The sequence below is a fragment of the Winogradskyella schleiferi genome (genome assembly GCF_013394655.1).
Classification (GTDB): Bacteria; Bacteroidota; Bacteroidia; order Flavobacteriales; family Flavobacteriaceae; genus Winogradskyella; species Winogradskyella schleiferi.
In genome coordinates this window covers 112,434-134,361 of the sequence record NZ_CP053351.1, presented here as the reverse complement: position 1 = coordinate 134,361, position 21,928 = coordinate 112,434, and the positions used below count along the sequence as shown (strand labels likewise).

Genomic DNA, 21,928 nt, shown 5'->3' with positions numbered 1-21,928 from the left:
ACAATTAAAACTATCTCTTTTAAAAATAATGCAATTGTATGTCTTAAATTTCCAAAAATTTCTGTGTACATATTTTTCATAAACTTACTCGTTTTAAAAAGTTTAGCAAACTATGAGCTAACATCGTTAGATTAATGTCTTTAACAAAATAACTTTCCTCATCTATGTTGCTCAAAAACCCTAATTCCAATAGTACAGAGGCACAATAGCCAATTGTTTCTCGAAGCACCTGAAAATTCGCAAACTTCACACCTCTACTCTCAAAACCCAGCTTCCTATTTAATCCACCTTGCAGTTGAAAAGCGAGCCAAATAGAATCATCAGAATACTGTGAAGTAGCGTTTGCCACGTAAACTTCAATCCCTCTTGCATTAGGGTTATCTGAATGATTGCAATGCAAGGACACAAATAAATCCGCTTTTAATGCTTTGGCCAGCTTAGTTCTGTCCAATAATGAAATAAGCGTATCACTATACCTGGTCAAATAAATATCCAAAGGTTTTTCCAATTCATTATTCAGCTTTAAAATGGCGTTTGAAATATCCAAAGCCACATCCTTTTCTTGGATACCATTTTCTCCAATTGCACCAGAATCTTTTCCACCGTGTCCAACATCAATTACAATTCGTTTTTGAGCACTCGTTTCTTGACCAAAAATGACACACATTTTTAGAACCAAAATCACAAAACTGACGTTTTTGAGCACTTTTTTCATTTTCAATTTTCGGGTTATCAACAACTTCACTTCAAAAATTCATAGAATTTGATGCCAAATAATAACAACGGAATTCAATCAATATCAAATTATATTTTATTCACAAATATTTGATTTTCAGTTATTTATATTCAAATATATGTAAATTTCCAATAACGAAAATGAACTAAAAATTTAAACTTTTCCGTTATGAAAAAATCACACTATTTAGCATCCATTCTTTCGCTATTATCCACTTCGCTTTTTGCTCAAATTGGTGGCATTGAAGATTCAGTTAATGATGTTGGCGACACTATCCGAACTATTTTTCCAATACTACTCGGTGTAATCTTCCTTGTAGGTTTCCTGTTCAACGCAGGACATTTTTTTGGGGAAAATGCAGATTTAAAAAAGGGGATTACCCGAGTTTTAGTATTTGTATTGATTGCAGGTGCAGTAGTCGGAATCTTCACATACTTAATAGGAATCGTAGTATAGATGAAACGCTTCGAGGTCTATAAAAATATCAGGAAAAGGGCGGTCATTTTTGGATTGCCCATTTCCCTGTTTGCCTTAATGATGGTTTCCATTTTGGCTTCGTTGCTCATCATCATCTTTTCATTCAGCTTTGGGATAATAATAGGTGTGTTGGTCTTTAATGCTTCCCTATATGTGGCGCTGACACGGATAGCCCACAATCCACAGCTTTTCCAAATGGCAAAAGCATTTCCGCAAATCATTAGTAACAAAAGAAACTCTGGCTTCGATTATGAACAAGATTAACCTTTCGGCATATCAACCCATTGTAGATATTCAGGACAATATCGTATTTACCAATAATGGCAACGTAGTCTTATGCTATAAAGGGAATCTACCAGAAATCTATTCCTTATCGGAAAAGGACTTTGAGGATATGCACGGTGCTTGGTTTCAGGCATTAAAGTCATTGCCAGTTGGTACTGTGGTTCATAAACAGGATATCTACCTCAAGAAATCATATGCTTCAGAACAACTTCCGAATTCTACCTTTCTGGAAAAGGCTACCCACGAACATTTTAAAGGTCGTGGACATATCGAACATAGCTGTTATTTGTTCTTCATCTTGACCAAAAATAAGGCACTCAACAATCCCAAGTATGTCAACCCATTCAGAAAAGTTTCAAAGGGAATCGTACAGGAACTGGATGACAATATCAAGAGCTTCGCCAACTCGGTAAGTGATTCAGTTTCCTTCATTAATAATAGCCGAAAGATGGAATTTATTTCGCTTGAAGCGGAAGACATTCGGCAACTAACAAATGCCTACTTCAATGGCTTTAATGAGGGATACGATACCGATATTTTACTCGATAAGAAAAGTGTCAATATTGGCGAAAACCATTTTGATGCCCTTGCCATCAACAGCGAACTGTGCTTTCGCGAAAGTGTACAGAGTAGCAAAACCAATGAGAAATTCACTTCTGACGATTTTGTGTTTCATCAAGGGTTTATTGATGGCTTAGGGCTTACGCTTAACGAGAACCATATCGTTAATCAAATTCTATATCTGGATGACAAACAGAAGTGGCGCAAGCTGCTCGATAAGAAGATTGAAGAACTCAATAAGAGTTCCAATTTCGGTTCACAGAATAAAGTAGTACTTGGCAAAATTCAGCACATCCTTGACCAAATCAATGCCGATGACAATGCACGAATCATTCGTGGACATCTCAATATTGTCTATTGGGCAAAAGAAGCCAAAGAGCTCGACAAAATAACTTCCAAAATAAAGACTGAATTTAAGGAATTGGATATTATCCCATACTATCCAAGAGGCGAAGAACGCAAGAATTACATCCTAAATAGTTACTGCTGCTTCTCATCTAATTTCTCAAACAATGATTTGTATGTGACAGATTTAAAACACGCGCTTTGCCTGTTTATCAACAATACCAATTACAAAAGCGATAATACCGGAATTATCTTCAATGACCGTGAGCATAACATTCCTGTTCTGAAGGATGTTTGGGATGAAAAGAAGAAACGCATCAAGGCACGAAACTTTGCCATTTTTGCACCAACGGGCGAAGGGAAATCCTTTTTGGCCAATAACATCTTGCGACAGTATTTTGAAAGTGGTGTTCGCTTGGTTATCATAGACTTGGGTGGTTCTTATACCAAGTTTGCCAAACTCTATCCTGAAAAATACACCGTTTTGCGCTACGAAAGTGGAAAGAATTTAGGCATCAATCCATTTTATATAAGTGATACAAATGACCTTACACCGGAACGTTTGGAAGACTTATCCGTTTTCCTATTTGAACTCTTCGCTTCAGACTTAAAGGTTACGAAAGCACAATCGGTATCAGTTAAAAAGATACTTCGCCATTACTATGACAGCATTTCTGAAAATCATTCTTTAGATGGTTTTTACAGCTTTATAGAAAGGAATCAGAACGACCTTCTGGACACCTTAAAAATCCATCCCGACTATTTCAATGTCACGAGCTTTTTGCACGTAATGTCCGAATATGTCGGCGATGGTCTATATAGCTTCCTTTTTGAAGTAAGCGAAGACCAGACTTATAAAATCGAAGACAAACGCTTGATTGTTTTTGAACTGGATGAAGTCAAGGACAATAAGGAAATCCTGTCTGTTATGCTCAAGCTCATCAAGTCTGCCATTCAAAGAACTATTTGGAAGAACAGAGCTGAAAAGGGAATCATCCTTTTTGATGAGTTTGCCAAACAATTGAAGTTTGAAAACGTACTGGAAAGTGTAGAATTCTACTATCAAGCTATCCGTAAACAAAACGGTGCGATTGGGATTATTCTGCAATCCATAAATCAATTGCCCAACAATTCGACTTCCGCAAGTATTCTCGAAAACACACAGGTTATTTATAGCCTCAATAATGAAAAAGGCTATGACGAATTGGTCAAAAGGCTCAACCTATCCAGCCACGACCTGAACCAATTAAAATCCATTAAAAACAATCTTTCCGGTCCACGGAAGTACACCGAAATGTTTATCAAAATTGGACGGGAAAGCAACATTTTCCGGCTCGAAGTTCCGAAGGAAGTATATGCCGCTTACTTGACCGATGGACAGGAAAATGAGGAAATAATGAAGCTCTACAATGAGCATAACGATATGCAAAAAGCAATAATTCAATTCACATCTAAAACATAATATTATGAAAACAAAAATTTTAATTCTCGCAACAGCTTTCATCTTCTTATTGCCTGCACGCGCTGCGTGCCAGGGAATGCCAACTTATGACAATACCAATTTTATCAGCTTGGTTAAACAGCTCATAGAATCAGGTAAACAGACAGCTCAGATGATTAAGTCTGTAAAATTCCTGAAAGATGCAAAAGAGGCCATAGAGAAAGTATCAAGTGTTGTCCAACAACTTAGGGCAGTTGAAGAAATTGGACAAAACAATCAGCGCCTTATCAATATAATGCAAAACGATGTACAGGACATTCTTAACTCGCCCTATATAAAACCCGATGAAGTTTCAAGGGTTGTGGAATCTTTTGATGCCATAGTTCAAAACTCATTGGACACGGTTGATTTTATCGATGAAGTCCTATCGAGCGACTATCTCAAAATGAGCGATGCTGAACGTGCTGAAGTTTTGAAGCAGAAAGAACAGGAATCAAATGAAATGGTTTCCAATATAAAGACAAAAACGAAACGCTATCGTGATATTATTTCCTTCAGAAAAATGCAGGATAAAGTAAATAATCGAGAAACGAACTATTAAAAATGACAGCAACTATAATTTTAGGGATTGGGTTGGAATATATAGATACGGTGTTCCAGACTATACAAAGCAGCAGCTTTTCGCAATATACAATTGCCGGAATGAAAACGCTTGCTGTCCTATTTTTTCTGGTCAACATACTTAAAAGATACAATGAAGGCATTGCCGATAAGGACGGATATACTTGGGGATTAAGTCCAGGTGAACTTGCCAAGAATTTTGCAATAGTTATTGCAGTCATATTTTCAACTCAAATATTGGGATTTTTTGATGGTATTTTAGTGGCTATTGAAGGGCAATATAGAGGGACTGCACCTGCGTTATTGCCCCTACAAATGCAGGACATCCCGATTGAAGAAGATGTAAGTATCATCGAAGTAGCCAAGGCAGCTATGACGCTATTATATGAAGCATTGGTAACACCACTTTATGGATTCAAAATATTTGCCTTTATCATTAGCCTTTTCCTGTGGATATTGGATTTGTTCATCTATCCGCTGTTTTTGGCAGAACGCTTTTTTCTTTTAGGGATAATGCAGGCTTTTTTTCCATTGGTCATTAGTTTGGCAGTATTTGAAAAGTTCCGTTCACTTGCCTATACGTTTTTCAAATTGTACGCTGCGGTTTATATGCTCGTACCAGCCTTCTTTTTGGTCAACGTTTTTATCAATGCGCTCTATACAGAAATCAACACCAATTTTTGGACGAATTTATTCGGCACCGATGTTGGAAGTGGATTTTTTGCACCTGTGGTTCAATTAGGCTCAGTAGGCTTTATTGTTTTCCTAAAATTCAAATTGTACAAACGTGCCACGTCCTTCACACTCAGATTATTTACTGCCTAAATCAGATTAAATATGAAAACACCATATAAGAATATTTACAATGTCCTAAAATTGAATCGATTTATCGTTTTGGCAGTTGTTGTCTGTGCGTTACTGTCCAGTACATTTTCAGTTTGGATGGTATTCAACACCAATCAAAAAGCGCTCAATAGTGCCTTTGCTATCAATACCGATGGCAGCATCATTCCGCTGAAGCTCGTAACTCAAAAAGAGAATTTTAGAGTGGAAGCTCTGGCACATTTAGAACTGTTCCACAACTACTTCTATAACATCGATGCCAGTAACTATGAAAGGAATTTGGAAAAAGCACTTTGGTTAGGCAATAGTTCTGTGGACAATCTTTACCGTCAGAAGAAAGCTGATGGCGTTTATAACCGATTGCTTCAGTATTCATTGGTTCAAAAAGTATTGAGTATCGATTCGCGGATAAATGAAAATAATGGTTCATACAGTTTTACCACGACGACCATTTTTGAAATCAATAGAGGTTCAATCATCGACACTTATGAATTGGTTTCTACCGGAAACTTAATTATGGTTGACCGAAACTTCCCGAACAATCCACACGGCTTATTGATTACCAATTACTTCGAAAATACCTTAAAGAAAATATCAGATGAAAATTGAAAAAAATAAAATAGTATTTGTAGCGGTGTTGGCCGTGATTTTCATATTCCTCATTTCCTATTCTGTAATGGTTATGGGCGATGATGAAAGTGAAACCGAAAACCTTAAACAGACCTTAGTACCAGATTTGGAAGAAGACCAGAAAGAATATGATTCCAAACTTGATGCAATCAACGACTTAAAAAAAGTACGTGAAAACAATGCACCCAGCATCTACGATGAAAAGCTGATTGATTCCTTGGGATTTTACGACCCAGACCTTCCAGAACGCGAAAAAGAGCGTATCGTAGATAGTATATATGAAGCTGGTAAGATTAAGTATTCAGAAAAGCGATACCAGAATTTGGGACAGAGAAGAACTGTTCGCAAAATGGTATCAAAAATTGATTCTGCTGAAGTAAAAAGGGAAGAAAAAATTGAAGCCAAAGAATTAGGCTTAGAACATCAATTGTTCTTTGCTGCTTCGCCAAAACCCAATGAAGTTTCAATCATAGGTAATACAGATGAAACTATATACGTAGTAGTAGATGGCGACCAAGTCGTAAAAGCGAATACCAGATTGCGGATGCGCCTGACCAAAACTGCTACAATCAATGGTAAAGAAATGCCTGAGAACACACCTATTTTCGGTTTCATCAGTTTTCAGCCCAATCGTGCGCTCATTGAAATTGAAAACATAAAGCATCATCCTACAAAACTTAAAGCCTTCGATTTGTCTGATGGTAGTGAAGGCATCTACGTACAGAACAATTTTAGGGCACAAGCCACCACCGAAGTTCTCGACGATATTATTGGCGACATCAACATACCTACCGTTCCACAAGTAGGTGGTGTTACAAAAGTGCTTAGGCGAAGCAATCGTAACGTAAAAGTAACAGTTCTGAAAAATTACAAACTTATTTTAAAACCAAAGTTATGAGCCCATAATGGGCATTTAAAAACGCACTCTTATGAAAAATTCAATTGTAATAATAATACTTGTGTTTACTTCAGCTTTCACAAAAGTAAACGCACAAAACACTCAATTACTCGATACCATTTATGCAAACGACACCAAAAACGTTGCGCTATTCTTTCCAGAACCTATACGGCAAGGTATTACTGGTTCAGATAATTTTGTATTTACATACAATCGTGAAAAAGAACAGTATTTTGGGCTTCTTCAAGCAAAGCCAGGAAAGGAAAGTAATCTTCTGGTAGTCAATAGAAATGGTTCAATTTTTTCGTATATTATAAGATATAAAAAACAGCTCTCTAAGCTCAATTATTTCATTCCGCTATCAAATAGTATCGGTAATGAAAAACCGATTGTAACTGATTCGACGCTTGTTGAATCTTCTGAAGAACTTGTAGATAATAAAACCTATTATTACCAAAAATTCTGCTCGTATCTTCTTGAAAGAGGTCTACGATTTGGTTACTTCACAAAACGAAAAAGTGGTGTGATTTTGAGCATTGAGAATATTGTTTTTGATAAAGAAGAACTCTACTTCGTTATTCAAATTAAGAATAATTCTACATTGGATTACGATTTGAATTTCTTGAACCTTTCGATTGAAACTCGGCAAAAAGGTAAAAGAAAATCGTTGCAACGTCTCTATCAAGAACCGATGTACAAACATAATCTGCCGTCTAAAATTAAGGAAAATGAAATGGCTCGCTTTGTATATGTGATGCCCAAATTTTCATTATCCAATGACCGTAGGGCAATTTTGGAACTGAACGAGAAAAATGGCGAACGCAATATAGAACTGAAAATATCACATAGATATATTAATAATCCAAATTAGAATATTATGAAAAAAATAGTCATTTGCTCGTTAATACTACTATTCATTTCCTGTTCAGGAAATAAAAATTTGTCGCCCGCAGAAACTGCAACAATCGTAGCGGAAAGTTTCTTTTCAAAAGATAAATCTACCCTAAAAAAGCATACCACATCAGAAGGATATGCCAGTTTGAATACGTTATTAGATATGATACCAGACACCGAAAAGGAAATCGAGGTTGACATCTTAGATGAAGCTGTCGATGGTGAAGCGACTTGGGTAAAATATAGTACATCTTATGATGGCAAACCTGGTGTTTTTAAGTTGGTTCAAGAGGATGACCAATGGAAGGTCACGCATAATGGTCCGAGGGAAAAAGGGCCTTTTTAAATAGATTAATTTCTCTGTATTTATTAAAGTGATGTCAGCCTTTTATTGGTGCTGAATAGCTATAACTATGCTCTAATTGTAACGAAACCAATCTGTGTAACAGATGCAAAAAATACTAAATATAGACTGGAATATCGGTATTAAGTCCGTTGCTAATGGTAGTGTAGACTTGGTACTGACCGACCCACCTTATGGCATCAAATACAGAAGTAATAAGCGAGGTAAGAAGCATAAAAAAATGCCAAACGACGATAACTTAGATTGGTTAGATTATTGGGTAAAAGAATTGAAGCGCGTGTGTAAAAATAATGCGCATCTCTATGTATTCTGCTCTTGGCATAACGTGGAAGTCTTCAAGTTTTTTCTTGATAAAGAATTTAGAATAAAAAACATCCTAATATGGGAAAAGGAAAATCACGGAACTGGTGACCTAAAAGGCGACTATGCACCAAAGTATGAAATGATTATTTTTTGCAGTAACGGAAGTAAAAAATTGAATGGTAAACGCGATTGTAATATTTTAAAATCTGCTAAAACCAAAAACAATAACCATCCTACAGAAAAACCGGCAGAGCTAATTAGTTACTTAATTGAAAAAAGTACAACACCTGGGGATTTAGTCTTAGATACCTTTGGCGGAAGTTGCTCAACAGCCATTGCCAGTAAACAGACCAATAGGAATTGTATTGTTTTTGAGATTGAAGCTGACTATTGTAACAATGGCCGAAAAAACTTGGCAAGTGCTTCACCAAGATTATTTGGGATGGATAATTACTTATAATAGCGCGTTTTAGTTTGAAATTTTATTCAATCGAATCAATTAAATCACTTTTTTCACCACCTATTACACCACCTATTACACCACCTATTTGACCACCTAAGATTAAAAATTCTAAACAAAGACTGTTCTTAAGATTGTGAGGACAGTTATGTTATAACTAATCTTCTTTGTCTACAAATTTTATTTTGTCCCTGGATGTTATAACTTTTGGAAAATTGGGAATTAAATCTTGGTTTTTAGAAAGGCGCATCTCAATATCATCCCTATTCCACCAAGAGACCCATAAGCCTTTTGACTTTAGTGATTCAAGTTTTTCGGTTAATGGTGCAGAAACTTGAGTATTAACTGCCAAAAAAAATCCTTGAGAATCGTGAGTCTCTACCGTATCTCTAATGTCCAGAACCTTGCCTTTTCCAATTGTAGATGTTCCAGATTTGCACTGCCCTACAACTTTAATCAATATTCTTGGCGGTGCGGTATCGGACATATATTCATTTATTACATTCCACTCAATAATTAAATCTCTACCCTTATCACCTTGATTTATGGGTGCCGGTCTTCTTACACTTTTTACATTTGGTTCACGTTCCAATAGTGCTTTAACTAATAATTCAAATTGGTCTGGACAGACCTTTTCTTTCCATTTGAACTGTGGAATCGGGAATAGAAGTTCTGACTCTCTATTATGCCGCTTTCTGATGATTTCCCTTTCTTTTTTATATTCTTCAAATCCACATATTCTACCTAAGGCAATGATGTAATCATCCATAACGGTTACAATCATATTTTCCATTGGAATAACTGGATATCCTTTTAATTTACCGTTTGTATTTACTTTTTTAAAGTACTCATCCATTTCAGAGTTGGTATCATCGTGAACAAAATTTTTTATATTGTCGCTTAGAACGAATGTCCCATTCTGTCCTTTCAACTGTTCAGTTTTATCTGTACACAACTGCAATGTTGCCTTGAGAAATTTTGCTAGGCTACTTGATTTTATCATAGTAACTTCCTCTTCTATGTCATAGAAATACACCCATTCAGGTCGTTCACGGTCCCCATAATTATTACGGCTGGATATGCTATGCAAATCTGAGAACAAATCTTCGATATCCTCAAGTGAATACTTGTAATTTGAATTATCAATATTCTCATTTTTCATACATTTATCACAAGGGCAGCCAGTAAAATACCATAAGCTTTCTCGCCAAAATGCAACCATTTCTATAATTTCCGTGACAACTTCAATAAGTTGTTTAGCAGTCGATATTCCGTGTAAAATTGGGACTTGAATAGGCACCAAATACCTTCCCCATATTTCATCTTGAACGGCAGGATGGGCAATATCAAATTGCTCACAAGAAATTCCTGACTTGTAGAACCTCAAGAAAGCTGTAAACATCAAACTTAGAACTACGTGCGCATCAGACCTATCACCAGTATAAAACACATCGTATGTTCTCTGAAGAAAGTAAAATGATAAATTTTGGTTCTCATCTAACTGAAGAAAAAGTGTAATACCAGAGGATTGGTCCGTAAATATCTTAAAATAATTATCCTCGGCGATTTGTATGATTAAATGATGTTTTTTACATAATTTTTCAACAATTGCTTTTAGTTCTTGTATTTCTTCAGCGTTCTCTATTTTCATTTAAAGCATTAAAATAAGTACAATTTAAAACTTATTTTACCAGTCATAAATATACTGTTATCCTGTCAAAAATAGCGAAATCATAATTTTTAAATATAGCATCACTCTTTAAATTAGTTAAATATAGATTTTACATCTCTATAAATTTTTTCAAAATTAGCCGCTAAATCTGCCTGAGAATATTGTCTTGATTCTTCTGGAAGCTGTCGTTGAATCTTAGACAATCTAAACTGCACCTTTTTATCTTTGCCGTCCGCATAAGTGATAAACTCGCCTTGTTTCAATCGGAAAAAGACATCTGCTCTAATCTTCGGAATTTCCTTTTCGCCAGTAGTAATTCTTGTATCGAAATCCAAATTGTGACCTCGACTTATGCTTTTCGTGGGATCTTTGATAATTTCAAAAAAGCGCTCGTAATATTTTGCAGTATCTGGGTCGTTGACCTTGCCGAAAAATTGGTAGGATAGATTGCTCAAAATCGCTTTGCTTGCCTTATCGCCATACATCATATCATTCTGTATCTTATCCTGCATCACATATATGGTGGCAATATCGTAACTTCTAAGTGTTGCCGGAATACGGTGCATATTCAATAAACGAATCGTAGGTGCTTCTTCCATCAACAAAAATGAAGGTTTGGAATTTCGCACACTCATTTGCTTGGTAATGGTGTGTATAATTGTGGCGATAACAGGCGAATAGGATGTTTCGAATTTGGGATTGTTCACTATCGAAATCACAGCTGGGTTATCTATGTGATTGATATTTAAGTGAACTTCTTCCGCAGACAATGCCATAAAAATGCGCTGTGTACTAATTCGTTTGAGGGCATTGGCCAGGGTACTTTTTACGCCAGCGGTTTGCCTATCCGAATCCTTCCCACTTATAAAAGCATCTGCCATCGCTCTTGACGTGGTGTTGGTTTCCAAAAATTGGATAAGGCTATCGGTATCGAGCATTTGATAGATGGCAATCAAATGTGGTAGCGTACAATATTTGGGATAATCGGTTTTCAATTTCCAAATCAATCCACCAATCAACCCTTCCGCAGCATCGTTAAAGAATTTTGTCGTGCCAGTTGTTCCGCTTTCTCTTTGCTCTAATAGATTCTCAATCAATACCCGTGAAACCTCGTTTACGCTTTCCTCATTCTCTAAATATCGTGGTGCGATAGGATTTACTCTATGAATAATTTTATCGAAGGAAATGACCTTAAACGGAATATCGCTATCCTTGAAAAGCGGATAAGCCATTTCGGTAAGTTCAAAATCCTTGTAATCGTGGATAATTCCACAGAAGTGCTCTTTCCGGAAATGTTTGAGAAATCCATACACCACACTTTCAGTCTTACCACTTCCTGCAGAACCAATTATAGATGCCCCACGTTTAATATTATCTAATTTGAAGTTTCCTTTGGTCGTGGTAAAATTGACCTGATACTTTCTATCGCCATTATGCACATTTTCAGCTTTATGAATAAAAACATACAACCCTATATTAATTAGCATTAGCGGGCAGACCAGATAAAGCAGTATCGATACTAATTCGTTCTGCTCGGTTAAATAGAAAACCAAGCAAGAAAGCATTATGAAATTCAAGAAAAGTGCATACTTGCTCACTCTAAATATCGCATAGAAAACAGTACTGGCCACACCAATAATTGAAAGTACTGTTATGAGATTGTCTATTTCCATACGCTAAATTCCTATGGAACTTGATTTGATGGCCACTTCTGCACCACGTCTTAACCGTTTGAAAATCCGAAGTGCGATTTGTGTTTGACTAACTGGAATACTTGGCACTATTGGCAGACCTGTTTTTGTTATCATTTTAAACGCCAAAGCCTTTTCATTTGCAGGTAATTTCATCAAGGCAGCGAAATAGAGATTGGGATTCTTTACAAAATCCTTTCGGGCTTTATAGGTCTCGGCAAAGTTACGTTTGTAGCCAAAAGTCTTGTCAAACGTCTTTTCAGCTTTCTCAAAAAAATTATCTCTGTCAAAACCACGTTTTACGGTTTCCCCATTCAATTTCACATCGGAAGCTTTGTATTTGCTTCCGGGTGACAAACTGAATCTGTTGGACGCATCCTTACGGCTCACAATGATATGGATGTGACTTTGGTTTCCATCTTTTGCCATTCCCTGGACAATCCGTTTTCCATTTTGTTTGTGTGGTGCTTGGCGTTCCAGTTTGGCGATTTCCTTTTTCATTCTTTTAATGTTCCCTTCAGCTCGCCCTTCTTGCACATTTCGGATTTCAGTTTTTAGCTGAAGTATTTTTGTGGCAAAGGGTTGGTTCTCTTTAATCTGAAAATCCGTCCCCTTAAATGTGCGTTGGTGTTCGACTTTAGCATAATATTTTATGTCGTCGATACTGACAGGTCGCCCTTTAATTTCTCTGTTAAATGAAGCCACATAATCCTTCATCAGCTCGCGAGTATATCTTTTTAAATCTTCGCTACTGTTCTGAAGTTTTCGCAGTTCATATTTTGAAGGACTCACGGTAATTGAATAGAATCTTGGTTCGTGTTTTTCCAATTTTGCGGTATTTCCATCTATTTCTCTGACTACTTCTTCAGCGGAAATCTCATCGCCATATTGATTGAAAAAATGTTCCATTTCGTGTTGTTCCAATCCTTGGTTTTCCTTCTCTAAATAGCCAACAAAATCTGCTGAGCTTTTGGAAAAGTTACCGCCCATTTTTTGAGGTGTGATTGTGATGTACATAAGCTAAATTTTTAAAGTTCATTGTTGGTGTTTCGCTTTTCGCGAAAGCGTACTTCTTTCTTTTCTTCAGCATATTTTTTTTCCAAAATGAGCGGTTTCTTTTTGGGTTCGTCCATTACAAAAAGGGATTGCAACATTGCGACCGTAGGTTTGGTTTGTGTCTTTTCCACATCTCGCATTATGGCGATAACGGCATTGATTCTTTTGAGTAACTTAGCTTCGATGGTACGTCCGGTTGGTCCCAATTTTTCCTTTGGCGATATCTCATTGTAAAGGAAAAAATCAAGGATATTTTCCATCGCTTCCGTGTGCGTTTTGAAGTGCTTCTTGGAAAATTCCTGAAACCTTTTGGCAGTTTTCCGTTTGAACCTGATAGTGATGAATGAATCCATTTCCTTTCGCTTTTTTAAAGATTTGACGTAAATCCATCCCTGTTTACTGGTGTTTCAAGACCATTTGACGCAAATCGATGGATTTTTTATATCTACTTTATTTTTAAGTACTTAAAAATCAATAGATTAAAATGAAAATGGAATATGTAACGCGGCGCAGCCCGTTACCCTCTTGCTATTCCTTTTCGTCACGCGCAAGCGTGACAAAAATCCATACAATCCGGCTAAAAAGCCGATTGCCATTTTCAGGGAAAATGATTTTCCGATATGTTGTTTTTCGATGTGTACGGTTATCGGCGAAAGTCGAAAAGTGGATAACCCTACTTAAATTTGAATGCTGAATTTCAGCGAAATAAAGATACGTTTTTTTATTGATTATATACTAATCGCATACAAAAACACCTCTAAATTTTAGAGGTGCTTGCTTTTAATTTCATAAAATTTATACGTTGAAAATGTATTTATACGAATATAAATTCCGAAGTGCTTCTTCATCAAGCATCTTATCCAAATTGGTATTATGCTTTGTGGCATAATCCATTATATCCTTGCCATACTTTTCCTTTACTTCTTCTTTGGAATTGGCAATTAATCGCTCTTGTGTTTCCTCGTTCAAATCGGTAAAATTTAGATATATCATAACGTCCGATTTTTAATATTCGCTCGGTAACATCAGCGTATCATTTACAAAAAATAACCGCAGTTCATCGAGTGGAAAATCGGTTGCCCTGTAACCGTGTTTTTCCAAAATATTGTCGTTGCCATCGCTGTAAATTATCTCGGCTTCATAACCAGAATAATCCTGTTTTGCTTTGGGCAATCTTTTAAAATCTATGGTTACAAATTCGCTTCGGTTCATCAGACTTTTTGCGATTACGGACGTGTCCGTAATGAGCCAAAAACATTCTGCTACTTCTGACAAATATTTTAATCCGTCTGTAAATCTTGTTCGTATGAGCGGTAAAGAATAGAACATTTCTGTTCCCGTAAAATATTGCAATCGCTCTTTTATTTCGTTAACTTGTGCTTTCATTGTTATCTAATTTTAATTAATGGATAATGAAAAAAGAGGGCGCATCTTTCGACGGTTACGCCCTCTTTAATTTTGAAGATTACTTGTCACTTTTGCTTCCAAGTAATAGGATTTCATCAGCTATAACTTCGGTTACATAGCGTTGTTCGTTATCATCAGTTGTATAGCTTCGAGTTTTAAGTTTTCCCGATATTCCAACTTCTTTGCCTTTTTCAACAAATTTCTCAACAATTTCAGCAGTCTTGCCCCAAGCTACTACGGTATGCCAGTTGGTGTCCGTTTGCTTTTCGCCTTTGCTGTCTTTGTAATACTCATTTGTTGCTAATGAAAATCGGGCTACTTTCTTACCGCTTTCAAGGTTCGTAATGGTTGGCTCTTGTCCAACGTTTCCAATTAACTGTACGTGATTTCTAATAGTACTCATAATAAAAAGATTTGTGTCTGCTTTGTTACAGACTGGTTTATATTTCCCCTCTTTGATTTAAAACAGATTAAATTTTAAGGGGTGTTTGTTCTTTTCTTCTGTGCACCGCACAATGGATAGAGTGGGTTTTGTCAAGACTTTTCGGGAATAAATCAGGTGTGTTTGCGACGTAGTAAAATCCTTGGATTTTCAAGGAAGTAGAAACCTTATTTTTCACTAAAACTTGTATAGTCTTGACAAGTTCCATAAGGACATTAGCAATTCTTTTAAACGCAGTTGCGTTTGAGCGTACTGACAGTTAAGCGAGATAAGCAGCTGTGTTTATATTAGAATTGGTTATGTCGTGCCTGTTTTTCGACGCCCCGAAAAACAACAAAGGCTTTATCCATTATAAACCCCTTAAAATGTGTAAGACAGCGGTTTGATTTTCAAGGATTTTCGAGTGAGGGCTCAAGAAGACCGCGCCGAAAATCCTGTCAAGAAAATCAAGCCGATGGCATTCCGATTAAAAAAGCGGACTTAATTCACAATTTTGGCTCTGGAATGTAGTGTTCCTTCCCAGTGCAGCGGGAAGGGTTAGCGGAATGGAAAGCTGAAATTGGGGATTGTGTCCAAGATATAAGTAGTGAAGCTCTTTTCACGGAATGAAGTGCTTGCCTGCTTTTTCAGCAGGCGAGCGTGGAATGCAGGGGAATGTGCTGAACGGGTTATGAAATTCGTATTCAATAAAAGGTTAATATTACTTTGGTGAGTAGTTAACTCACTCTACAAAAAGTTCTTTCTGATTTTTAGATTAAACATTATTTAATAATATCTGGTAGTAAAAGGGATGCTTTTCTCTGTAGTACGCTAAATGACTTTCGCCACTATCGACATCATAATTTTCACTACTTAATTGATAATGTTCTTCTGCTTCTTGCAATGAAATGTCGGATTTTACAACTGTATTTTTCATAATGTTAAATTTTTTGGTTAAACAATATTTGAGCAGAAACCAAACGGAAGCTAAAATCACAGCTCAAAAGGAAACGGAATAAATAAGTGATGGAAGAAGCGATGGCTTTATACCGTAGTCTTTTGATGGAAGTATTTTACGAGTTTACCTTGCGTGTATATTGTATGATAATTAACTTCCTTTTTAAAGCGGACTTAATTCACGATTTTGGCTAGGGAATGAAGCGTCCCGTTCTAGCGCAGCGGATCGGGTAAACGTAATGGAAAGTCGAAATTGGGAATTATGTCCAAGACCTGTCCAGAGAAGCTCTTTTCTCGGAATGTAGCTTTTCGCGAAATGCAGGGGAATGGGCTTACTGGATTATGAAAACAAATTATCCTTATTTAGTAGGGCTTAAAGCGGACTTGACTTTAAAGATGTAGATTGGGAATGAAGCGATTCTGCCATTTTTATGGCAGGTTTAGCGCAATGGAAATCGGAAGATTTGAAGTTGTGTCCAAGACCTGTTTAATGAAGCGTATTTACCGAAATGAAGCTTTTTGCGGAATGCAGGGAAATGGGCTGAATGGGATTAATACAGAATCAGTTACTCATATCAGATGTTAGCCACTGGCTTTTTCCGTTCAGTTTTTTAAATTCAAGTAATATTCTCTCGTTTCCTTGACAAATTTTTCGATTGCGTATCGAAGCATAACTCTTGGCATTTCGGTAGCGTGTTTATCAAGAAAGTTCTTTAATTTCTTTTCATTTTTCTTTCCTGCTTCTCTAACCCAACTCCCAACAGCCTTTTGGACATATTCATCTTTGTCGTTTACAAGGATTTCCGCAATTTTAAATGTGTCTTCTATTTCGTTTTTTCTTATAAAATAGTAAGTGCATACAATTGCAGTTCTTCGTTCCATTGGATTTTTAGATTTTGCCAAATCGTACAATGGTTTTTTGTCTTTATTGTGCAAATAACCTCCAACAACATAAGGTGCACTTCTATCTACCAAACCCCAATTATCAATCCAATTATGATTTTCAATATATGCTTTGAAAATCTCTTTCCGTTCTTCTTTAGAAGTTTTCTTATTTCGTGCTTTCCAATCTAAAATTGATACTGCTCCAAGTCGATGATTATCATCTTTATCTTTGAGCAAGTTTACAACCTCAAATACTGGCATTTGCTGATATGCTTTAGCTAAAGAAAATATCTCTCTTTTCGGAATTTCTCCCAAAAAATCTTGACCGATTAATTTTAAAGTTTCAATAAATTCTTTAGCTTTCATAGTTAACAATTACGCATTTTTCAGTTTCTTAATATCGAACTTTTTCATTTTCATATAAGCGTCCATTACATTTTTCGCTTTGTCGGGATTACTTAAAAGTTTTGGCAAAATTGTTGGTACAACTTGCCACGAAACTCCAAACTTGTCTTTTAACCAACCACAATTTCCTTCTTTTCCGCCATCTGAAGTTAGATGTTTCCAAAAGTGGTCGATTTCTTCTTGAGTTTCGCAGTCAATTACAAATGAAACTGCTTCATTAAACTTAAATTCTGGCCCGCCATTTAAACCCATAAATTTTTTGCCATTTAGTTCAAATGTAATAACCATTTGATTGTCTGCGATAATTTTTGAATTCTTAAAGATTGAGCAATAAAATTTTGATGCTTCTTGTGCTTGTCCGTCAAACCAAAGACAAGGATAAATTTGATTTTCCATTTTTTTGTTTTTTTAATGATTAAACATTTAATTACAGCACAAAAATAGAACGAGCTAAATCTTTAAAATAGAACATAACCGACAAAATCAATCGTCCGATAGATTGCCAAATTTCAAATAGTCTTTTGGTGTGATGTCGGTAAACTCTTTAAATGAGCGTGTAAAGTGGCTTTGGTCTGAATAGCCATTGTCAAACGCAATATCAAACAAATTCTCAAATTCTTTTTGTTGTAATTGTTTAAATGCAGAACTAAACTGACCAATTCTACGAAATTGATTTGGTGAAATCCCAATATCTTTCTTGAACATTCTTTGAAATGTTCTTTCGGTCAAATGAAGTTCATTTTGTACTTTATTTAGGATTTTATTGTCAGGATTTTTTGAAATTTCGGTTGTAGCAAATTTTATTAAATCAATGTTTGATTTTACTTTTTTTACTAAACTAAAAATGTAGTTGTCAATCAAGTTTATCATTTCATTTATTGAATCGGAATTCAACAGTCTTTCTTGCAATTCTAATGTTTTAGATGATTCTAATAAATTTATATCTATTGGATTATCTGTCAATTCTTGTGCGGAAAAACCAAATAGCGTAGATAGAGCAAATGGTTTGAAAAAATATGCTATTAAAGTGAAGTTTTCTTTTATTTTTAATGTTTCTGGAAATACTGTTTGCCCAAATAATGTCAAATTGTTTGAATTTCCTTTTATTTCCCCTTTTGCAGTTTGGAACAGTAGCGTTGGCGAACCATTAGCGTACAATGGCAAAACGAATGGATTGGTAACTTGAAAGTTCTCAATAACCAATATATTCTGAACAAAGTCAGATATTTTTTCGTTGGGTATTTGATTTTTAACTTTCAATTTGTCCTAAATGTTGTTTTTATTCTCGATGTTTCTTTAGCTTGTTGCCAACTTAATATATAAATATAATGTTATCCCAGCAATCGAATATGAATTACTCTTAAAAGGTTTTTTATTCAAATTCAAGAAAGCGGACTTAATTCACAATTTTGGCTAAAGGAATAGCAGTATTAATATCGATTCAATTCATCATCAATATTTTGGTTTCCATTTCCAATTACATTTTTGGGCAAACAACTCTGGGTTGAAATAAATGTCACTAATTAGGTCAAGAAATTTGTTGCTTTTTAAAAGCCCACCGCAATGTTCTGGTTCTGTTGCAATAGTAAACCCTTTTATCCGCTCAAAAATCCAACTGATTAACGGATGGTCTTTATCTAACATTGCGCGTATTTCTTGTTCTTGCAGATAAGTGAATTCAAACGAGCCATCACTTAGACCGTTCTTTACAGAAAAGAAATCCAAATCAATATCAAAAAACACGGACGTCTCTGACGACGTCAACAGTGCTTCTTGTAATGCTTCATAAGTTTTGAATTTTTTGATGGTGTGCTTGTTGCCATAGGTATCTGTCAATTCTTCATCTTGCCAAGTATTTCGACCCATTTCTTGTCTACAATGCACATAAATATCGCCAATCAAGTTAAGATATGCCGCACATAATATATGGCCATCATTATTGCCCGCAAGTTTTGCCCAAGAAAATAAAGACACTTCTGCATCACTCGTTAAATCTAATTTATCTAACCATTCTCTTTCTGTTTCACACGGATAGCATAAATCCTGATGCCAATCCAATGAAACCAAACAAGGTGGATTCTTAGGTTTATTGTCTTGCATCCATTTGTTCCAATAGAAAAATGCGTAACGATGTTCTTGAAAAACTGCAAGTTCAATAACTTCTGTGTCATTTGCGGGATGAGACAGAATTTGTCTCAAAACGCCTGGTGGTTCTATATGATGAGGGTTTCTGAACTCAATCATTGGTTTCCTTTTTTGGCACCAACTTCTCTATATCAGACAGCTCATTTACGATGCCCTGTTCCTTTAATGAAGTTTCAATATTAATTTGAACTACATTAGCATTGGCTTTCCAAACAACTTCAGTAATAAAAGCTATAGTTAACTGTACTTTTAAATCGGTCGCAAAATCAATGTTTGAATTTTTCCATTTTTCTCTTTGATTCGCATTGGCATCTTGTGTTAGGTCGATTAAAGAACCGTAGATTTTTCTATCATCATCTAATATGCCCAATTGATGTTCTTGCTGTTCACTAACCTCAAGTTCTTTATGTTTTAAGATAGGCAAATCGGCTTTTGGCAAAACAAACAGTACATTTTTGAGCCCTGTAGATGGTACTCTGGTAATATATTCCTCAATCTTCTGGAAGTCATCAATTCCATAAACATTAAGATTCATTGCTACCATAATATCTGTGTCCGTATCAAAACCCAATTTTTCTATCCCTTTTACTAAATCTTCTTTACGAAGAAGATACCTCTTTTTCCGAGCTGATAAAAATGCGTTGGGAATATAATAATTGATGTTCTGGTAAACTATCTGCTGGGATAATATCGTGTCTGCATTTAGATGTGGAATATCTCCAGTTGTAAATGCAGATTTTTGAAATAAATTCATTGTACCGTTTACACCGAAGGAAATAGTAGGCTCTCCTTCAAAATCCTTCTCTGAATTTTGAATACTATCAAACTTTTCTAATGCTCCAGCTATTGCACCTTTAGATTTTTCATAAAATTCCCATTCTTTTTCGTAGTCAATATCCGCATTTAATCTTGCATCCTCAATAGCCTCTTCAATTGATGATTCGAGAACATCAATAAATTTTGATGACTTCTTTTTTAGCTTCTTTATCTCCTTCTTTTTCATATCATATAGTATTTAAGAGATTTTTATCTTTCAACACCTTTTTTAAACAAAACCTGAAATAGTTTATGGACTCTTGCCAACGTAGTAATTCTAACACTTCGGCTTGAGGTAATGTAGGTTGTCCTGTAAAATTGTCGTAGGTATTGTGTTCTGGCAGTTTAAACTGTCTTAGAAAAAGCAACGTCAAATACTGACAGATGTAGAATGTAACACGCCTTCTGTTTCCTAAATTATCCAATCCTGGAAAAGGGTATGATAAATCAATAGGGTAATAACCTCTGCCAAACTCATCTTTAAAACTACTGAACCACGTAAAAATCTCAGTCATATTATTTGGCAGCAGAACATATTTAGGTGGCTGGTTTTGTGTGTATGTAAATAATTTTTTAAGGGCTTCATAGTTTTTCTGGTATATCAATAGGCCTCCCAATGCCAAGTGAAACTCAAAAAAACGTTTTCTTTCGCTGTCTCTTTTATCTATTAATGACTGATTATCGTATTTTTTAGTCTCAAAATTGTAATCTGTGCCATAGACTTGTTGCAATCCAAAACTAAAATATTGATGTGCCGTACTCCAATAGTTACCTACAAATTTGGGATTGTTTGATATGAGTACAACATTCCTCCAAAGTTCTTTATAGGTGTCATTTGAGATGGGTGTTTCAAATATGCCCTGTCCCATCAACCATACGCCACTTACAACAAAATATTCGAGACTTTGCAAGTCTTTATTTCTACCTTTAGCAACTTCTCTAATGATTTCCCTGATACCATAATGGAATTCGTGATTAAACTCAACTTTAAAATTTTCAAACCCATCAGGTTTTTCTGCTTCTCTGGGTCGTATAAAGTTCGAACGGTAATTATTGAATTCTTCCGTGTAGAAGTCAACCAATGTTTCTTCTAAACCTTTATCCTGTGTTCTAATGGCAAATATTGCCAGTTCATTGATAATTTTGAAATGGTATTTATCATCTTGGTCTTTTTTTAGCTTTCGGTATTCGGAAATTATATAGGTAAGCAAACGTGTAGACTTGCCATTGTACAGTGAAACCTTATCTAACCAAATAATAAAAATGACAACCAATGATACTGTTAAGAATAGCGTTAGAAGTTTTGCTGAGTTTTGCATTATCCAATTATCTTTCCAAAAAAGAGGTTCACGGTCTAATATTAAGAATATAAAAGAGCCGATTGTAAAGAACAAAACCCATTCAAATACTGTTATTCTTCTTGACCTTCCCGGAAAAACACCAAAAAGTTTTGTCTGCGGAAATTCATTTTCAAAAGCATTGGCCAAATAGTTTGATGAAAACTTGTGGCCTATATTGGATATTTTATCCACGATAATAGGATATGCTATACCCAAAATTGCGATGTCGATAGCGACACAGATTTCTATAATATACTTTAATTCCATTCACGTTA

General features: G+C 35.6%; 25 protein-coding genes. 10 read left to right on the top strand and 15 right to left on the bottom strand.

What is annotated here, in order from left to right; all coding sequences use genetic code 11:
* Positions 1-76: 76 nt before the first annotated feature.
* Complete coding sequence (locus HM990_RS00630) at positions 77-715, bottom strand: N-acetylmuramoyl-L-alanine amidase family protein (RefSeq protein ID WP_178987098.1); 639 nt, start codon at positions 713-715, stop codon at positions 77-79.
* Between the two features lie 189 nt (positions 716-904).
* Between HM990_RS00630 and HM990_RS00625 the strand changes: the two genes are divergently transcribed.
* From HM990_RS00625 to HM990_RS00580, 10 genes are all read left to right on the top strand, one after another.
* On the top strand, positions 905-1,192 hold the full coding sequence (locus HM990_RS00625) for a hypothetical protein (RefSeq protein ID WP_008610937.1): 288 nt from the start codon (positions 905-907) through the stop codon (positions 1,190-1,192).
* A complete protein-coding gene (locus tag HM990_RS00620) occupies positions 1,193-1,477 on the top strand; it encodes a hypothetical protein (protein ID WP_115122634.1) in 285 nt (94 codons plus the stop codon).
* Entirely contained in the window at positions 1,464-3,866 is a 2,403-nt protein-coding gene (locus HM990_RS00615) for a TraG family conjugative transposon ATPase (RefSeq protein ID WP_178987097.1), read from the top strand. The genes HM990_RS00620 and HM990_RS00615 overlap by 14 nt, the downstream gene beginning before the upstream one ends.
* Positions 3,867-3,870: 4 nt before the next feature.
* A complete protein-coding gene (locus HM990_RS00610) occupies positions 3,871-4,446 on the top strand; it encodes a conjugal transfer protein (protein WP_178987096.1) in 576 nt (191 codons plus the stop codon).
* A 2-nt stretch (positions 4,447-4,448) separates the two neighbouring features.
* Positions 4,449-5,291, top strand: a complete 843-nt coding sequence (locus HM990_RS00605) for a hypothetical protein (RefSeq protein WP_178987095.1) — start codon at positions 4,449-4,451, stop codon at positions 5,289-5,291.
* 12 nt (positions 5,292-5,303) lie between these two features.
* Positions 5,304-5,918: a conjugal transfer protein TraK gene (locus tag HM990_RS00600; protein WP_178987094.1), complete on the top strand. Its 615-nt coding sequence runs from the start codon at positions 5,304-5,306 to the stop codon at positions 5,916-5,918.
* Positions 5,908-6,837, top strand: coding sequence for a conjugative transposon protein TraM (gene traM, locus HM990_RS00595; RefSeq protein ID WP_178987093.1), 930 nt, complete (start codon positions 5,908-5,910; stop codon positions 6,835-6,837). The genes HM990_RS00600 and traM overlap by 11 nt, the downstream gene beginning before the upstream one ends.
* Before the next feature lie 31 nt (positions 6,838-6,868).
* Positions 6,869-7,708, top strand: coding sequence for a DUF4138 domain-containing protein (locus HM990_RS00590; RefSeq protein WP_178987092.1), 840 nt, complete (start codon positions 6,869-6,871; stop codon positions 7,706-7,708).
* 6 nt (positions 7,709-7,714) lie between these two features.
* Entirely contained in the window at positions 7,715-8,077 is a 363-nt protein-coding gene (locus HM990_RS00585) for a hypothetical protein (protein ID WP_047550408.1), read from the top strand.
* 103 nt (positions 8,078-8,180) lie between these two features.
* Positions 8,181-8,858, top strand: coding sequence for a DNA-methyltransferase (locus tag HM990_RS00580; RefSeq protein ID WP_178987091.1), 678 nt, complete (start codon positions 8,181-8,183; stop codon positions 8,856-8,858).
* A gap of 157 nt (positions 8,859-9,015) precedes the next feature.
* Here HM990_RS00580 and HM990_RS00575 read toward each other — a convergent pair whose 3' ends face one another.
* The 14 genes from HM990_RS00575 to HM990_RS00510 all read right to left on the bottom strand — a co-directional run bounded on the left by HM990_RS00575 (position 9,016) and on the right by HM990_RS00510 (position 21,920).
* Positions 9,016-10,509, bottom strand: a complete 1,494-nt coding sequence (locus HM990_RS00575) for a PDDEXK family nuclease (RefSeq protein ID WP_047550405.1) — start codon at positions 10,507-10,509, stop codon at positions 9,016-9,018.
* A gap of 113 nt (positions 10,510-10,622) precedes the next feature.
* On the bottom strand, positions 10,623-12,203 hold the full coding sequence (locus HM990_RS00570) for a type IV secretory system conjugative DNA transfer family protein (RefSeq protein ID WP_178987090.1): 1,581 nt from the start codon (positions 12,201-12,203) through the stop codon (positions 10,623-10,625).
* Positions 12,204-12,206: 3 nt separating this feature from the next.
* Positions 12,207-13,238, bottom strand: a complete 1,032-nt coding sequence (gene mobB, locus HM990_RS00565; protein ID WP_178987089.1) for a MobB family relaxase — start codon at positions 13,236-13,238, stop codon at positions 12,207-12,209.
* Between the two features lie 11 nt (positions 13,239-13,249).
* On the bottom strand, positions 13,250-13,630 hold the full coding sequence (locus HM990_RS00560; RefSeq protein ID WP_026753652.1) for a BfmA/BtgA family mobilization protein: 381 nt from the start codon (positions 13,628-13,630) through the stop codon (positions 13,250-13,252).
* A 442-nt stretch (positions 13,631-14,072) separates the two neighbouring features.
* Positions 14,073-14,270 carry a hypothetical protein gene (locus tag HM990_RS00555; protein WP_178987088.1) on the bottom strand — a complete coding sequence of 66 codons (198 nt, stop codon included), beginning with the start codon at positions 14,268-14,270 and terminating at the stop codon, positions 14,073-14,075.
* Positions 14,271-14,282: 12 nt separating this feature from the next.
* Positions 14,283-14,663: a DUF6876 family protein gene (locus HM990_RS00550; protein ID WP_178987087.1), complete on the bottom strand. Its 381-nt coding sequence runs from the start codon at positions 14,661-14,663 to the stop codon at positions 14,283-14,285.
* 79 nt (positions 14,664-14,742) lie between these two features.
* Positions 14,743-15,087 carry a single-stranded DNA-binding protein gene (locus tag HM990_RS00545; protein WP_121666352.1) on the bottom strand — a complete coding sequence of 115 codons (345 nt, stop codon included), beginning with the start codon at positions 15,085-15,087 and terminating at the stop codon, positions 14,743-14,745.
* A 793-nt stretch (positions 15,088-15,880) separates the two neighbouring features.
* Positions 15,881-16,042 (bottom strand): hypothetical protein, encoded by a 162-nt coding sequence (locus HM990_RS00540; RefSeq protein ID WP_178987086.1) that lies wholly within the window; start codon positions 16,040-16,042, stop codon positions 15,881-15,883.
* Between the two features lie 623 nt (positions 16,043-16,665).
* On the bottom strand, positions 16,666-17,313 hold the full coding sequence (locus tag HM990_RS00535; RefSeq protein ID WP_178987085.1) for a DNA alkylation repair protein: 648 nt from the start codon (positions 17,311-17,313) through the stop codon (positions 16,666-16,668).
* 9 nt (positions 17,314-17,322) lie between these two features.
* Positions 17,323-17,748, bottom strand: coding sequence for a VOC family protein (locus tag HM990_RS00530; RefSeq protein WP_178987084.1), 426 nt, complete (start codon positions 17,746-17,748; stop codon positions 17,323-17,325).
* 87 nt (positions 17,749-17,835) lie between these two features.
* Positions 17,836-18,612 carry a helix-turn-helix domain-containing protein gene (locus tag HM990_RS00525; RefSeq protein WP_178987083.1) on the bottom strand — a complete coding sequence of 259 codons (777 nt, stop codon included), beginning with the start codon at positions 18,610-18,612 and terminating at the stop codon, positions 17,836-17,838.
* Positions 18,613-18,804: 192 nt separating this feature from the next.
* Complete coding sequence (locus tag HM990_RS00520) at positions 18,805-19,596, bottom strand: UPF0489 family protein (protein WP_047550380.1); 792 nt, start codon at positions 19,594-19,596, stop codon at positions 18,805-18,807.
* Complete coding sequence (locus tag HM990_RS00515; protein ID WP_178987082.1) at positions 19,589-20,500, bottom strand: hypothetical protein; 912 nt, start codon at positions 20,498-20,500, stop codon at positions 19,589-19,591. The genes HM990_RS00520 and HM990_RS00515 overlap by 8 nt, the downstream gene beginning before the upstream one ends.
* Before the next feature lies 1 nt (position 20,501).
* Entirely contained in the window at positions 20,502-21,920 is a 1,419-nt protein-coding gene (locus tag HM990_RS00510; RefSeq protein WP_178987081.1) for a hypothetical protein, read from the bottom strand.
* Positions 21,921-21,928: the final 8 nt, after the last annotated feature.

Bases quoted from the DNA above. Each gene is read 5' to 3' on its own strand.
- mobB (WP_178987089.1), bottom strand. From the start codon at position 13,238: ATGTACATCACAATCACACCTCAAAAAATGGGCGGTAACTTTTCCAAA.
- HM990_RS00615 (WP_178987097.1), top strand. From the start codon at position 1,464: ATGAACAAGATTAACCTTTCGGCATATCAACCCATTGTAGATATTCAG.
- HM990_RS00540 (WP_178987086.1), bottom strand. From the start codon at position 16,042: ATGAAAAATACAGTTGTAAAATCCGACATTTCATTGCAAGAAGCAGAA.
- HM990_RS00530 (WP_178987084.1), bottom strand. From the start codon at position 17,748: ATGGAAAATCAAATTTATCCTTGTCTTTGGTTTGACGGACAAGCACAA.
- HM990_RS00625 (WP_008610937.1), top strand. From the start codon at position 905: ATGAAAAAATCACACTATTTAGCATCCATTCTTTCGCTATTATCCACT.
- HM990_RS00550 (WP_178987087.1), bottom strand. From the start codon at position 14,663: ATGAAAGCACAAGTTAACGAAATAAAAGAGCGATTGCAATATTTTACG.
- HM990_RS00600 (WP_178987094.1), top strand. From the start codon at position 5,304: ATGAAAACACCATATAAGAATATTTACAATGTCCTAAAATTGAATCGA.
- HM990_RS00515 (WP_178987082.1), bottom strand. From the start codon at position 20,500: ATGAAAAAGAAGGAGATAAAGAAGCTAAAAAAGAAGTCATCAAAATTT.
- HM990_RS00610 (WP_178987096.1), top strand. From the start codon at position 3,871: ATGAAAACAAAAATTTTAATTCTCGCAACAGCTTTCATCTTCTTATTG.
- HM990_RS00620 (WP_115122634.1), top strand. From the start codon at position 1,193: ATGAAACGCTTCGAGGTCTATAAAAATATCAGGAAAAGGGCGGTCATT.
- HM990_RS00630 (WP_178987098.1), bottom strand. From the start codon at position 715: ATGAAAAAAGTGCTCAAAAACGTCAGTTTTGTGATTTTGGTTCTAAAA.
- HM990_RS00560 (WP_026753652.1), bottom strand. From the start codon at position 13,630: ATGGATTCATTCATCACTATCAGGTTCAAACGGAAAACTGCCAAAAGG.
- HM990_RS00570 (WP_178987090.1), bottom strand. From the start codon at position 12,203: ATGGAAATAGACAATCTCATAACAGTACTTTCAATTATTGGTGTGGCC.
- HM990_RS00590 (WP_178987092.1), top strand. From the start codon at position 6,869: ATGAAAAATTCAATTGTAATAATAATACTTGTGTTTACTTCAGCTTTC.
- traM (WP_178987093.1), top strand. From the start codon at position 5,908: ATGAAAATTGAAAAAAATAAAATAGTATTTGTAGCGGTGTTGGCCGTG.
- HM990_RS00555 (WP_178987088.1), bottom strand. From the start codon at position 14,270: ATGATATATCTAAATTTTACCGATTTGAACGAGGAAACACAAGAGCGA.
- HM990_RS00575 (WP_047550405.1), bottom strand. From the start codon at position 10,509: ATGAAAATAGAGAACGCTGAAGAAATACAAGAACTAAAAGCAATTGTT.
- HM990_RS00510 (WP_178987081.1), bottom strand. From the start codon at position 21,920: ATGGAATTAAAGTATATTATAGAAATCTGTGTCGCTATCGACATCGCA.
- HM990_RS00535 (WP_178987085.1), bottom strand. From the start codon at position 17,313: ATGAAAGCTAAAGAATTTATTGAAACTTTAAAATTAATCGGTCAAGAT.
- HM990_RS00580 (WP_178987091.1), top strand. From the start codon at position 8,181: ATGCAAAAAATACTAAATATAGACTGGAATATCGGTATTAAGTCCGTT.
- HM990_RS00585 (WP_047550408.1), top strand. From the start codon at position 7,715: ATGAAAAAAATAGTCATTTGCTCGTTAATACTACTATTCATTTCCTGT.
- HM990_RS00545 (WP_121666352.1), bottom strand. From the start codon at position 15,087: ATGAGTACTATTAGAAATCACGTACAGTTAATTGGAAACGTTGGACAA.
- HM990_RS00520 (WP_047550380.1), bottom strand. From the start codon at position 19,596: ATGATTGAGTTCAGAAACCCTCATCATATAGAACCACCAGGCGTTTTG.
- HM990_RS00605 (WP_178987095.1), top strand. From the start codon at position 4,449: ATGACAGCAACTATAATTTTAGGGATTGGGTTGGAATATATAGATACG.